Consider the following 12190-nt stretch of genomic DNA (forward strand, 5'->3'; position numbering starts at 1 on the left):
GGCCTACAAAAGCGATAGACTGGCCGCTTTTGTCAAGCGCTCGAGGACGGCGGCCCAATGCTCGCCCGTCTGCCCGTCTTTGCAGCGGAAATAGAGGAGTTCCGTACCCGATTCGGCGAGGGCCCGGAGGTCCGCGTAAAGCCGCCGGGCCGCGAGTTCCGCGTCGTCCGGCAAACGCAGCTCGCGAAGCTCATGATAGGCTCCCGTGGGCCGCTCCAAACGAAGATCCACACCTTCCAGCTGATGGGGGATCTCGTCACGACGGGTATTCACCCGCGCCAAGATCTCGGACTCGGTCATTTCGGCGGGCACGAGCACCAAAGGGATCCGGGGCATGTAGTGATGTTTCATCTGGCCGGGGGCTTCACCGCGAATGGCGGCCTCGCGCCAACGGGCTTTCACGCCGGCTTGCGCGAGCGCGGCGTCGATCTGTCCCCGGGACACCATGCCCGGCCGCAACAGGGTCAGCTCATCCCCGTCCATCTTCAATACGGTGGATTCGATGCCCACGCGTCCCGAATCGGCTTTCAGAATGTAGACCGCTTCGCCGAACTCGTCTTGCACGTGCTGCCAAGTGCTAGGACTCGTGTGACCGAAACGATTGGCGCTCGGTGCCGCCAAGGGAACCTGCGCCAACTGGATCAGCTGACGGGCGACGGGATGATCGGGCGACCGTAAGCCCACGCCATCCAAACCCGAAGTGATAAGGTCGGAAACCAATTCGCTTTTGGGCAGCACGATCGTCAGCGGTCCCGGCCAGAAGGCGGCCGTCAAAGCGTCCGCGGTGGGCGGCCACTCACGGGCGCACGTCCGCGCCATTTTTACCCCGTCGACATGAACGATCAATGGATCGAAGAAGGGCCGTTCTTTGACGGCGAAAATGCGTTTGAGTCCGTCCTCGCGATCAATACGCGCGGCCAAGCCGTACACCGTTTCGGTGGGCATGGCGACCACGTCGCCGCGCTCAAGCAATTGCGCGGCGGCGGATAGGCTTTCCGGGGAAGGGGTCAAAGGCATGCCCAGGCTATAACCGAACGGATTCCAGAACGCGAGCGGGATTCGACCGAGCCAGTTTCAGACTGAAAAAGCTCGTCAAAATCAGGCTCAAAACGCAACTCGCCCCGAGGGTCAGCGCCAGGCTCATGAAGTCGATCCGGAAATTCCCTTCGAAGAACTGGTAGGACAACCCAATGCCGATCGCGATCGCGAGCAGACTTCCGAAGAACGTCGCCGCCAACACCAGAATGCCGAATTCGACTTGGAACAGACGCAAAACCCCCGGCGTGGGCGCCCCCAGAAGACGGAACAAGGTCGCATCCCACTCTTGGACTTGCAATTGCCGGTACAAAATCGAGAGCAGCACGAACAATCCCGAAATCCAAGTGAGCGTCGACATCAGCTGTAGCGCGAAGACCATCTTGTCCAGGACTTCCAGTCCCTTTTCGATCGCGCGCTCGACGTCGATGGCCGACACGTTCGGGAAGGCCCGCGCCACCCGCGTTTGGATCTTGTTCTTCGCGTCCTCGTTCGCGCCCGTCACGTCGGCCAGCCAAATCTTCGGCGCATCGTCCAGCGCGCCCGGTTGCACCAGGATGAAGAAGTTCGGTTGGAAGCTGTTCCACATCACCCGGCGCAGGTTCACGATTTCACCTTCGATTTCGAAGCCCTGGATATCGAACTTGATCACGTCGCCGATCTTGAACCCCATACGGCCGGCATAGCGCCCTTCGACGGACAATTCGATCGGTTTCCCCTCGCGAAGGGTCGGCGAAAATTCGCGACCTTCGGTAATCGCTTCGGCCGCCGTCAAGCGTGGACGGGACGACAAATTCACGCCGCGATTGCGGAAGCGATTTTCCGCTTCCTCTTCACGGGTGACGAAGCCTTCCGCAGCTTCTTTGCGTTCGTAAGGTTTGCCGTTCACTTCCAGAACGCGGGACCGGATCAAGGGCGAAATATTGTTCAGCTCGTGTCCCTCTTCGTTCACGATCTTTTTCACGCCGTCGATTTGCTCATCTTGAATGTCGAAGAGGAAAATCGACGGTCGACTCGCGGACCGGTCGCCGATGAGCTCATCGTACAGGCCCGCGCGAATTTGCGGAATCAACGTCGTAAGCAATGTCCCCAAAGACAGCGCCACGAAGGTCGTCAGCAGGACCGGCTTACGGGCCAAGTACAAAAAGCCTTGCCGCGCCCACCAGGGACCGCGCAGCTTTCCCACCGCACGGAACAACGCCCAGCCCGCGAAGGCCAAGATCAAATACGAGCCGATCAAAGCCCCGAAGAAACTCGAACCCAGGATGTACGAGTTCGCCTCACGAATCGACAGATACCAGAATCCCGCCAGCACCGGCGCCCACAAAAGCGCGTAGATCGGCCGGAAGTCGCCGACCCACGTGGAGGCTTCCGAGAACAAACGCTGCGTCGGCACATCCTGAAGCTGACGGATGAACGGCAACGTCACGCCGATCGAACCCAGCGCGATCAGGAAGAAACCTTTCACGACGGTGCGCAGCTGCAAGGTGACATTGACGTCGACGCTGATGAACTCTTTCAGCAAGGCGCCCAGGACCGGCAATCCCAAACCGACGGCCGCCATCGCGACCGCCGTCGTCGCCACGCTCAGCAGTAGAAGCTGCATCAGGAAAATGCGTCGGATATTGCTCGAACGCAGTCCCAGCGCATTGTAGACCGCATAAGCCTTCACCTTTTGGTTCAGCCAAGAGCGTACGAGCGCCGCCAGACCGAAGCCCGCCAGCGAAACGCCGACCAAGGCCCCGAGGCCCAAGTAGTCGAATAGAAATCCCATCGCGCGGCCGGTGTCCTCGCTGGCTTCAAGGTAGCTGCTCCAGCGCACGGCGGGCTCGTTCACCTCGTCCAGGAATTTCTTTTCGCGCTCTTTCAGCTGCTCGGGCGTGGGCATCGCCGATTCGGGATATTTGATCAGGACCGCGTCCGTCATCGTCGTGCCGAATTGGATCAACGTCGTTTTTTCGATTTGCGATCGGCCCGCGTAAACTTTCGGCGCTAAGCTCGCCAAACGGAAAGTTTGGCTGCTGTCTTCCTCGACGACATCGGCGATTTCGAAGGACGTTCCGCCCAGCTCCAGTTTGTCGCCGACTTTCAGATTCAGCTGCAAAAGCAGCTCGGGATAAACCCAGATCTTCGGTTCGTTCACGATCGTCTTCGCGCTCGCGCCCGTGATGACGCCCCCGTCTTTCAGACGGATCTCTCCGTAAGGCGGATAGCTTTCGTCGATCGCTTTGATCTGCACCAAACGCGAATCCGGCCCCGCCGCCACCATCGAGAAGAACTCGTACAGGCGGCTGGAGGTCGCCCCTTCCGGAACGTGACGCCCCAAGATCTCGAGCTCTTTCGCGGTCAGCTGACGGCGCACGCTGATCGCGACATCACCCGAAAGATTCGCTTTCGCGTTCGCACGCAAAGAATCCTTCAACGCATCCTGAAAGGTCGAAAGGATCAGATATCCCGACAACCCCAAGGCCAAATTCATGATCAGCAAAAAGACGAGCGCGCGCATCGCGCGGAACTCGGTCCACGCCAACCGGGACTCAAGACGGAACACAAAGGCCTCCGCGCAGGCTGTAGCGCTCATCGCACAGACGCGCGAGTTCCGGATTGTGGGTCACGAGGATGGTCGTGATCCCCGCTTTGCGGATTTGATCGAAGAAAACTTGCGTGACCTTTTCACCCGTTTCGAGATCCAAGTTCCCGCTCGGTTCATCGGCCAAGATCAGACTCGGCCGTCCGACCAAGGCGCGCGCGATGGCGACCCGCTGACACTCCCCGCCGCTCATGGTGCCGGGGTGGTGATGCAAGCGGTGCCCCAGCCCCAGGCTTTCCAGCATGGCGCGGGCTCGACTTTCGACGTCGGTTTCACCCTGGATTTCCAAAGGCAGCGCGACGTTTTCGAGCGCGGTCAAATGCGGGACCAAGTGAAACTGCTGGAAGACGATCCCGATTTGTTTACCGCGGAAAAGCGTGCGCGCCTCGGGCGAGAGCGCACTGACGTTTTGTCCGCCGATCTCGACCGATCCCGAATCCGGAACGTCGAGCCCCGACAGCAATCCCAGAAACGTGGACTTGCCGGCGCCGCTTTGACCGAGGATCGCCACGATCTTTCCCGTCGCGACCTCGAGGTTCAGCCCCTTCAGCACTTCGATCCGCGACTCACCTTGGGCGAAGGACTTCTTCAGATTCGTGACTTTCAGGCTCATGCGTTCACTTCCGTCCTTACTTTTTGACCGTGGTGGATTTCAAGATGGGTTCAAGCGTCTTCCAAACGTTGTCGGCGACGATGACGTAGCCCTTTTCATTTGGATGAATGCCGTCTTCGAGATTCAAGTCTTTCGCGCCGCCGACCTTGTCGAGCAGAAACGGGATCAGGTCGATCTTCTGCTCCTTCGCGAGCGCGGGATAGACTTTGCGGAAATCGTCGCGGTACTTGTCGCCGTAGTTCGGCGGCATCTCCATGCCCGCGAGCACCACCCGCGCACCGGATGCTTTCGCTTTCACGATCGCCTCCTCTAAATTTTTGCGGGTGTCGGCGGGTTTGAAACCGCGCAAGCCGTCGTTGGCGCCGAGGGCGATGACGATGATTTCGGGTTTGGATTTCAATTGCCAGTCGAGGCGCGACTTCGCGCTGGCGGACGTCGAGCCGCTGACGCCGGCGTTGATGACTTGCCAATCGAGTTTCGCGGCTTTGATTTTCTGATCGATGAGCGCGGGATACGCTTTCTCTTTAGCGACGCCGTATCCCTCGGTCAGTGAGTCACCCAGGAAAACGATTCGGGGAGTCTTCGCGAACGCGAAGGAGGAGAAATTCAGGAGCGCCAAAAACAAAACGGCCGATGCTGTTCTGACCTTCATAGGGTCCCGAGTTTAGCACCGGCCGTTGAGTTATTAAATCGTTAACAGTTGGAGTCGGGGACGATTAGTAACGTCCGCCGCCGCCGCCACGTCCGCCGCCGCCGAAGCCGCCACGTCCGCCGCCACCGCCGCGTCCACCACCGAAGCCACCACGTCCGCCGCCGCCTTCACGGGGAGCTTGAGGGCGAGCCTCAGAAACGTTCAGCGCGCGTCCGCCGACGTCTTTGCCGTTCGCTTCTTCGACTGCGCGATCTGCATCGGCGTCGTTTTCCATTTCGACAAAGCCGAAGCCTTTCGAACGTCCCGACTCACGGTCAGTGATGACCTTCGCCGAAAGGACGGGTCCGTAAACCGCGAAAGTTTCGTGCAGAGACTGATCGTCTACGCCGTACGGAAGATTGCCGATATAAAGTTTCTTGCCCATGGTACCTCCTTCAAAGTCCCAACCCTGGCGTGGGTAATTCATATGTCGGTACCAAGAACAGACGCACTAAAACAGGCAATCGCTTTCTGGAACACGGACACGAATCAGTGATTACAGGCTAACAAATAAATCGGCAAATCAAAAGAAAGAGTCAGAACTCAAGAGCGGGAAATCCTGTATTTAGACGATCTTAACGGTCTTAGGCAAAGCCAAAGGAAGGGGCTTGAGGGGGGGGGGGGGAGGGGTACGGAGCGTCAGCCCGGTCCCCCTTGAAATCTATGGCGAATCAGTGGTGATGCCCACCGGGACCATGCACGTGACCATGCGAGATCTCTTCCGAGGTCGCAACGCGCGATTCGATCAGCTCCACGTCAAAAACGAGATCCACGCCCGCCAGCGGGTGGTTGCCGTCGAGCTTCACATTCTCTTCGCCGATTTCGGCGATCCGCACGACTTTCATTTGTTGACCGAGGTTCAATTGCAAGAACGCACCGACTTCGATCTTCAAGTGCGCGAGTTCTTTCTTGGGAACTTCCATCACCATTTTGGGGTCGGGCTCGCCGTAAGCATCCGAAGCTTTCAGACTGACGGTCTTCTTTTGGCCGATCAGCATTCCCATCACTTCCTCTTCGAGCTTCGGAATGATTTGTCCGATTCCGGTCAAGAAGGCCAAGGGTCCATCCGAGCTCTCATCCAGCAACTGGCCTTTGGTATCTTTGAGGGTGTAGTTGAAGCTGATGACACGTTGGGGTTGGGCCGACAGGCTCATGGAAAATCTCCTTCTGGAACGGGGCCAAATTGTTGTGAACCATAAACCACGCTTATAGGGACCCGGCAAGAAGAAAGGCGGTTCCTACAATTCGCTTGCGGGACGGGCGTTTCACGACCGACAATTTTCTAATGACGGGTCCGAGTCCTTTCCGACAAGCTCGATCGTTACTTTTGAATTCCAGTTACCAACCTATGAAAATCATCCCGTGGCAAAAGGCTTTGATCCTTTGGTTCCAGGGGAAGGTCGAAGTGCTGGAGTATCACAACGTCTTCGCGCGCAGTGCTTTCAACGCTTTTCAACTTCCGAGCGTCATGCGACTGAAAACCTACGTGCGTCCCCGCAACTTCGGGGTGGTTCGCTTCTGTCGCGAGAACGTCTACATCCGCGATAACTTCACCTGCCAGTACTGCGGCATCCAACACGCGGCGAAGTCGCTGACTCTGGATCACGTCGTCCCGGCCTCGAAGCAAGGACCGAAAAGCTGGACGAATGTCGTGACCGCTTGTCGCGATTGCAATCAGCGTAAGGGCAATCGCACGCCCTCCGTCGCGAAGATGCCGCTTTTAAACGAACCGCGTATCCCCTCGTGGCTGCCCACGACCGATCTTGACTACAATTCCACGCAGATGCCAGGATCCTGGGGTCCCTACCTCAACGATCCGGCAGGCTGACCTTGAGCGAACTGATTCTTAAGAACATTCATTGGCGCGAGACCCTCCCGCTACGGCAGTCCGTGCTGCGCCCGGGACAGCCGCCCGAGCAATGCCACTTCCCCGGGGACGAGGACAAAGGCACCTTCCACATCGGCATGATTGATCCCGCAAACGGACTCGTGGTCGGCATCGGCAGTTTTCGCCGGGACGCCCTGCCCAGTGAACCGCCGCTTCTCGGCGCGGACGACGCCAGGGGCCGGCCGCTTCCCTATCGGCTGCGGGGCATGGCCGTCCATCCCGATTACCGCCGCCGCGGGATCGGTGACCAAATCCTTCGCGACGGCGAACGACAACTCCGAGAGCTGGGATCGGGACTTTTGTGGTTCAACGCCCGCCAAGACGCCTTTCGATTTTACCAAACCAACGGCTACGATTTCGCCAGCGAACTGTTCTCGATCAATGGAGTCGGACCGCATAAGGTCATGCTCAAGAGACTTTGACCTCCGCGCGTTTTCGCGGTGTTATGGTCTATGGCGAAAAAAGTCGACGATATCACTCAGCGAATTCTGCTGAAAAGCTTCATCCGCATCATCTCGGAAACCAACGGCGTCTCGTTGGTCGATACCCTGGATCTGATTACCCACAGCGAACTTTCAACCGAAAGTCCCCGCGCTTTCGAGCTGATTCAAGAGTTCAAAACCCTGGTCGGGCGTTTCCGCGCCAACGAAGTCAAAATCAACGCGCTGCTGGAGCATCCCGCTTCGCAGGCCCTCTTCGACTTCTTCCGTCTGTTCCCGCTGAAATACCGTGAAGAGCACATTCACTTGACGGGCGCGTTGACCGCCGAGTTTCTGTGGCCACGCCTGAAGAAATTGATCGAAGGGCCGCACGCGGAAATCTACAAGAAGAAAATCACCGACGTCTACGGTCCCTCGGCTTGGCCGATCACCTCCGAAGCCGACGTCGACAAGCTTATCCGCCTGCAGGACACCGAAGGCTTCTCGCGCTACTTGCAGATTTTGTATCTTCCCAAATTGGTTTTGGTCGATCGCGACGCTCACGCCGAGTGCGCCTACCACATGGCCGAAGAACTTTACACGAAGTACAACGTGGGGAACTTGCGCCTGAAGTTCACCTTGTCGCGGGCGACCTCGAGTTCCAGCGACCAGATCCCCGGCGCCGACAACGTGACTTCGGAAGACGTCGTGTTGGGACTTTACCAGGGCTTCAAAGAGTTCCAGAAAAAACATCCCGATTTCTTTTTCACGCTGTCGCCGTCCTTCCGTAAGGAAGCGAACTTCTTCGATTCGTCGCGCTTCAAGCTGCGCCGCGAACACTTCGAAGCGCAGGTCGACGAGCTCGTGAACCTGATCGACACCTATCCGTTCTTGGCCGAGCACATGACCGACGTCGATACCGTCGGCAGCGAGACCGAGCTTTACCGCAAAGAGCACTTCAACGAGTTTTCGAAGGGCTTCCGCAAACTGCGTTACCGCGGCTTCAAGATCCGCTCGCACCACGGCGAAACCTTCCACACGCTGAAGAAGGGGATCCAGGCCGTCGACAACGCCATGAACATCTGGCACATCGACACGCTCGAGCACGGTCTTTCGCTCGGGATCAATCCGAACTACTACTTCCACCGTCTGTACCAGTGCGTGATCGACAAAAACCGCAATCGCCAGGCGATCACCGAAAAAGATCCCGAATACAAAGAGCTGATGGAGCTCGACTGGGGCGTGTACAAAAACATCCTCGATCCGCTTTTGCAGGGACGCCCGCTCACCGAAGACGAGAAGGTGCATTTCCTGAAAGCGAAGTTCCACACCGCGCGCGAGGTCGAGCATTACCAACACGACGTCTTGAACCGCATCCTGCAAAAAGAAGTGACGCTCGTTTCCCTGCCGTCGTCGAACAACAAGCTGACCGGACAGTTCGAAGACTACAAAGACCATCCGTTCTCGTGGTGGGAAAAGAAGGGCATGCAACTTGGCGTGGGGACCGACAACTACGTCACGCTGAACACCAATTTCATCCAAGAGATGCTGATCCTGCTGTACACGGATTCGGAAAACCTGAAGATCACCAAACTGCTGATGGTCACGACCGGCGAAGCCCGTCGTCCCTACATCAGCCATCTTCTGTGGAAGATGCGCAAACAACCGGGATTTCTTGAATGAGCCAAACGACCGAGCCCCGACGCCGCCTGACCTGGATGGAAACGATGAAAGCCCTCACCCGTCCGAAAGTGGCGGTGATGTTGGCGCTGGGTTTTTCCTCGGGGCTCCCTTTCCTGCTCGTCGGCAACACCCTGGGTTTCTGGCTGCGCGAAAGCGGAATTGAGCTTGCGACAATCGGCTTTTTGTCTTGGGTGGGACTCGCCTATTCCTTGAAATTCCTGTGGGCCCCGCTGATCGATAAAGTTGACGCGCCTCTTTTCGGACGGCTTCTGGGTCGACGTCGCGGCTGGATGATGGTGTCGCAGCTGTTGATCGCCTTGGGACTCGTCGCGATGGCGGTGGTGCAACCCGGAGAGCTCGAAAGCCTGCGCATGACCGTGTTCATCCTTTCGGCCGTGGTCGCGGCTTTCGCCTCGGCGACCCAGGATATCGTCGTCGACGCGTGGCGGATCGAAGTCTCGGACGCCAGCGAAGAGATGGCGATGCTGTCCTCCGCGTACCAGCTAGGCTACCGGGCCTCGATGCTGACGACGGACGCGCTCATTCTTTTCTTGGCCGCATGGGTCGGCTGGTCGGTGTCGTTCATCACCATGGGCGCTTTGATGGGCGTCGGACTCGCGGCGACTTACTTCGCCCGCGAACCTTCGCGCTCGACGGAGGCGGTCACCGAAGCGACGACGTGGTCCCTGCGCCGACTGTGGGACGCGATCGCGGGTCCGTTCTTCGCGTTCTTCGAGCAACACGGGCAGAAAGCGTTGCTAATCCTGGCGGCGGTCAGTCTTTATCGTCTCTCCGATTTCGTGATGGGACCGATGATCAATCCGTTCTATACCGACCTCGGACTTTCAAAAGAGGTCATCGCGTCGGTCCGCGGCTCGGTGGGTTTGATCGCTTCGGTCGTCGGCGTCGCCGCGGCCGGCGTTTCGGCGATGCGTTTGGGCTTCATCCCCACGCTTCTGCTGGGCGCGATCGTGGGGCCGGCCTCGAACTTGGGATTTTCCGTGATGGCGGTGTTCGGTCCGTCGACGGAAGTGTTTTCAGCCGTGATGTTCGTCGACAACTTCTCGACGGGTTTTGCGGGAACGGCCCTCATCGGCTACATGTCCAGTCTGACCACATTCGGGTATACGGCGACCCAGTACGCGCTTTTGAGTTCGTTCTACGCGCTGCTCGGCAAAGTGCTGAAAGGCTTTTCGGGCGTCGCGGTCGAACAACTGGCCGTGGGCCGCACGCAGATGGACGCCTTCGCGCTGTTCTTCGTGGGGACGGCGGCGATCGGGATCCCCGCGTTCTTACTATGCCTATTGTTGGTACGTAGCTACCGCGCCCGCGCCTAGACTCGGCTTGACGGCTAACCTTTGTCTTCTTTGCCGTGGATGTAGTGGTTCAGGATCCAAAGCCGAATGGCTTTCAACTGTTCGTCGCGCATCCCGAAAAAGGTGAAGCGAATTTTTTGCGGCGATTTCGCGTCGGCGCCCTCGTCCACCTGGTGTACGACTCCGCACAGCTCGGGGGCCGCGATTTCGTAAGGCTGCCATAAGAGGAATTCGCGGAAGCTGTGAATTTCGATCGGACGGTAATAGGCCATGACCAACACGGCTTCGGAAATCTCTTCGATCTGCACCGGATTCGCCGCGCGAATGACGTGCGCCATCTTCTTTTCGTTCACGACCACGGGATCTTCCAGCACCTTCAGGCTCGGAACATGGAATAGGATCTTCTGCAGAAGGTAGATGCGGTCCAGCGGCTGAAAGAAAACGTCGTCGACGAATTGCGCCAAGGTACGCTCTTCGTCATCCGTGAACTCCCGGTTCGCGAGCAGAAAGACCGGCGGCTTACGCCCTTGATCTTTCTCGAGATTGGTCAGGAAATTTTCGAAAGCCGCGGGGTGGGCGATGTCCAAACCTTGGTTCTCGACGAAGACGGCCGCTACGGGGCGCTTCACTAAGCGGAACCCGCGCAGAAAATCGCTCCGTTCGAAGCCCTGCAGTTCACGCACGGTCAGACGATCATTTTCACGTTCAAACTTTAAAGCGCCGTACTTGCCATTGGCCTGCGTGGGCAGCGTGATCGTGGATTTCTTGCCCATAAGCCACAGGCCCAGGTTCTGCCCATTTTCTTTGGTCAGAAAACGTCCCAGCCCCGCCCCCATCAACGGCTCACCCCAAATTGTCGCATCATTGGGCGCACATTGAGTGACCACCAGCCCGCGATCGGCTTCGAAAGTCACCGTGCCCTGCGGAAGGATCTGCGCGGCCGCGCCATCCGCATAACCGAGGTCGGCCTCAAACTCGGCGCGTGACTTGAAAATCACGACTTCGGCGCCGGAAATTTTTCTTTGCAGGGTTCCGGCCAGACTGCGCGCTTCGTCTTCGTTCGAGTCCACGATCACGAAGTTCATCTGCGCGGGAATCGCATCGACGAACGCCTTGCCGCCCTCGACGACGTTTTCCACCCGGGGCGGCTTCACTTCGCGGGGACCGTTGGTTTCTTTCGCGCGTACGCGTTTGCGGATGTGCGTGATCTGCGTCGGATCCAACGCGAAGAGGCGAAAATCCAGCTGGTAAGTGTCGTTCCCGTTCGGACGGCAGTGCACCAGTCGCGCCATCACCGACCGATGTCGGTCACTGATAAACTCCGGCCCGTAGTATTTGTTCACCACGCCCGGCTCGAAAGGGCGATTGGAAACCGACGTGAAGCCCAGCTCGGTCATCGATTCGACGTTCACCTTCTTCAGCATTTCGACGAGCGCACTCGCCTTCTGCATGCTGAGGGCGTCGGCGCCGGACTTCACTTGCGGCATCGCAAGTTGCAAATGCTGCTGCAAGATCAAACGATCGAAGGGCTTGAAGATGACGTTCTGAACGATGTCTTTTTTGAGCGCGTTCAAATCGAGGTCGGGCTCATCGAAGGCGGTAAAGACGAAGCGCATGGGCTCTTCCGGAGTACAGACTCCGCGTCGCATGAAGAAGTCGCGGGTTTTCTCGAGAAGGCTCAGCCGGTCGGCCCCAATGAATTCTAAACGTGTGACCACCAGGACGACGCGGATGGTCTCGGCATCGTCTTTCGCTAACGCCAGGGCGCCGTGAGTCATAACGGATTTCACCAGACGCGAAAACGCGTCCAATGAATCGAAGGTGCGGATCTCGAAGCTGTCCTGAATCTGCTTCAGGGCTTCGACGATCTGTTTTTGGTAGACTGGATCGTCTTCCAGGACGAACACGTAGTCCATAACATGAGTTTAGGATGACCATCCCCCATTTGTCCCGAT

Annotated in this window: 11 protein-coding genes; 4 read left to right on the top strand and 7 right to left on the bottom strand. The window is 58.1% G+C overall.

All coding sequences use genetic code 11. From position 1 onward, the window contains the following. Positions 1-3 precede the first annotated feature (3 nt). From KF767_02880 to KF767_02905, 6 genes are all read right to left on the bottom strand, one after another. Positions 4-1017, bottom strand: a complete 1014-nt coding sequence (locus KF767_02880; GenBank protein ID MBX3016809.1) for a threonylcarbamoyl-AMP synthase — start codon at positions 1015-1017, stop codon at positions 4-6. A gap of 7 nt (positions 1018-1024) precedes the next feature. Continuing rightward, the gene (locus KF767_02885) at positions 1025-3586 is read right to left on the bottom strand and encodes a hypothetical protein (protein ID MBX3016810.1); all 2562 of its coding nucleotides are present in this window, start codon (positions 3584-3586) and stop codon (positions 1025-1027) included. Beyond that, positions 3573-4238, bottom strand: a complete 666-nt coding sequence (locus KF767_02890) for an ABC transporter ATP-binding protein (GenBank protein ID MBX3016811.1) — start codon at positions 4236-4238, stop codon at positions 3573-3575. The genes KF767_02885 and KF767_02890 overlap by 14 nt, the downstream gene beginning before the upstream one ends. A gap of 16 nt (positions 4239-4254) precedes the next feature. Next, positions 4255-4890, bottom strand: coding sequence for an arylesterase (locus tag KF767_02895; GenBank protein MBX3016812.1), 636 nt, complete (start codon positions 4888-4890; stop codon positions 4255-4257). Between the two features lie 64 nt (positions 4891-4954). Continuing rightward, the gene (locus tag KF767_02900) at positions 4955-5314 is read right to left on the bottom strand and encodes an RNA-binding protein (GenBank protein ID MBX3016813.1); all 360 of its coding nucleotides are present in this window, start codon (positions 5312-5314) and stop codon (positions 4955-4957) included. Positions 5315-5600: 286 nt separating this feature from the next. After that, complete coding sequence (locus tag KF767_02905) at positions 5601-6083, bottom strand: peptidylprolyl isomerase (GenBank protein MBX3016814.1); 483 nt, start codon at positions 6081-6083, stop codon at positions 5601-5603. Between the two features lie 194 nt (positions 6084-6277). Between KF767_02905 and KF767_02910 the strand changes: the two genes are divergently transcribed. The 4 genes from KF767_02910 to KF767_02925 are packed head-to-tail and all read left to right on the top strand — an operon-like array spanning position 6278 to position 10256. Then, the gene (locus tag KF767_02910; protein MBX3016815.1) at positions 6278-6757 is read left to right on the top strand and encodes an HNH endonuclease; all 480 of its coding nucleotides are present in this window, start codon (positions 6278-6280) and stop codon (positions 6755-6757) included. A gap of 2 nt (positions 6758-6759) precedes the next feature. Next, positions 6760-7239, top strand: coding sequence for a GNAT family N-acetyltransferase (locus tag KF767_02915; protein MBX3016816.1), 480 nt, complete (start codon positions 6760-6762; stop codon positions 7237-7239). A 30-nt stretch (positions 7240-7269) separates the two neighbouring features. Continuing rightward, the gene (locus tag KF767_02920; protein MBX3016817.1) at positions 7270-8919 is read left to right on the top strand and encodes a hypothetical protein; all 1650 of its coding nucleotides are present in this window, start codon (positions 7270-7272) and stop codon (positions 8917-8919) included. A gap of 35 nt (positions 8920-8954) precedes the next feature. Continuing rightward, positions 8955-10256 (top strand): MFS transporter, encoded by a 1302-nt coding sequence (locus KF767_02925; GenBank protein MBX3016818.1) that lies wholly within the window; start codon positions 8955-8957, stop codon positions 10254-10256. Positions 10257-10270: 14 nt separating this feature from the next. On the opposite strand, the gene KF767_02930 is transcribed toward KF767_02925, so the two are convergent. Beyond that, positions 10271-12151 carry a hypothetical protein gene (locus KF767_02930; protein ID MBX3016819.1) on the bottom strand — a complete coding sequence of 627 codons (1881 nt, stop codon included), beginning with the start codon at positions 12149-12151 and terminating at the stop codon, positions 10271-10273. Positions 12152-12190 lie beyond the last annotated feature (39 nt).

The organism is Pseudobdellovibrionaceae bacterium (genome assembly GCA_019637875.1).
Taxonomy (GTDB): domain Bacteria; phylum Bdellovibrionota; class Bdellovibrionia; order Bdellovibrionales; family Bdellovibrionaceae; genus JAHBUW01.

What these genes read in the sequence shown, in the direction of transcription:
- KF767_02880 (MBX3016809.1), bottom strand. Translation starts at nt 1,017, where the DNA reads ATGCCTTTGACCCCTTCCCCGGAAAGCCTATCCGCCGCCGCGCAATTG.
- KF767_02890 (MBX3016811.1), bottom strand. Translation starts at nt 4,238, where the DNA reads ATGAGCCTGAAAGTCACGAATCTGAAGAAGTCCTTCGCCCAAGGTGAG.
- KF767_02895 (MBX3016812.1), bottom strand. Translation starts at nt 4,890, where the DNA reads ATGAAGGTCAGAACAGCATCGGCCGTTTTGTTTTTGGCGCTCCTGAAT.
- KF767_02900 (MBX3016813.1), bottom strand. Translation starts at nt 5,314, where the DNA reads ATGGGCAAGAAACTTTATATCGGCAATCTTCCGTACGGCGTAGACGAT.
- KF767_02905 (MBX3016814.1), bottom strand. Translation starts at nt 6,083, where the DNA reads ATGAGCCTGTCGGCCCAACCCCAACGTGTCATCAGCTTCAACTACACC.
- KF767_02910 (MBX3016815.1), top strand. Translation starts at nt 6,278, where the DNA reads ATGAAAATCATCCCGTGGCAAAAGGCTTTGATCCTTTGGTTCCAGGGG.
- KF767_02920 (MBX3016817.1), top strand. Translation starts at nt 7,270, where the DNA reads ATGGCGAAAAAAGTCGACGATATCACTCAGCGAATTCTGCTGAAAAGC.
- KF767_02925 (MBX3016818.1), top strand. Translation starts at nt 8,955, where the DNA reads ATGGAAACGATGAAAGCCCTCACCCGTCCGAAAGTGGCGGTGATGTTG.
- KF767_02930 (MBX3016819.1), bottom strand. Translation starts at nt 12,151, where the DNA reads ATGGACTACGTGTTCGTCCTGGAAGACGATCCAGTCTACCAAAAACAG.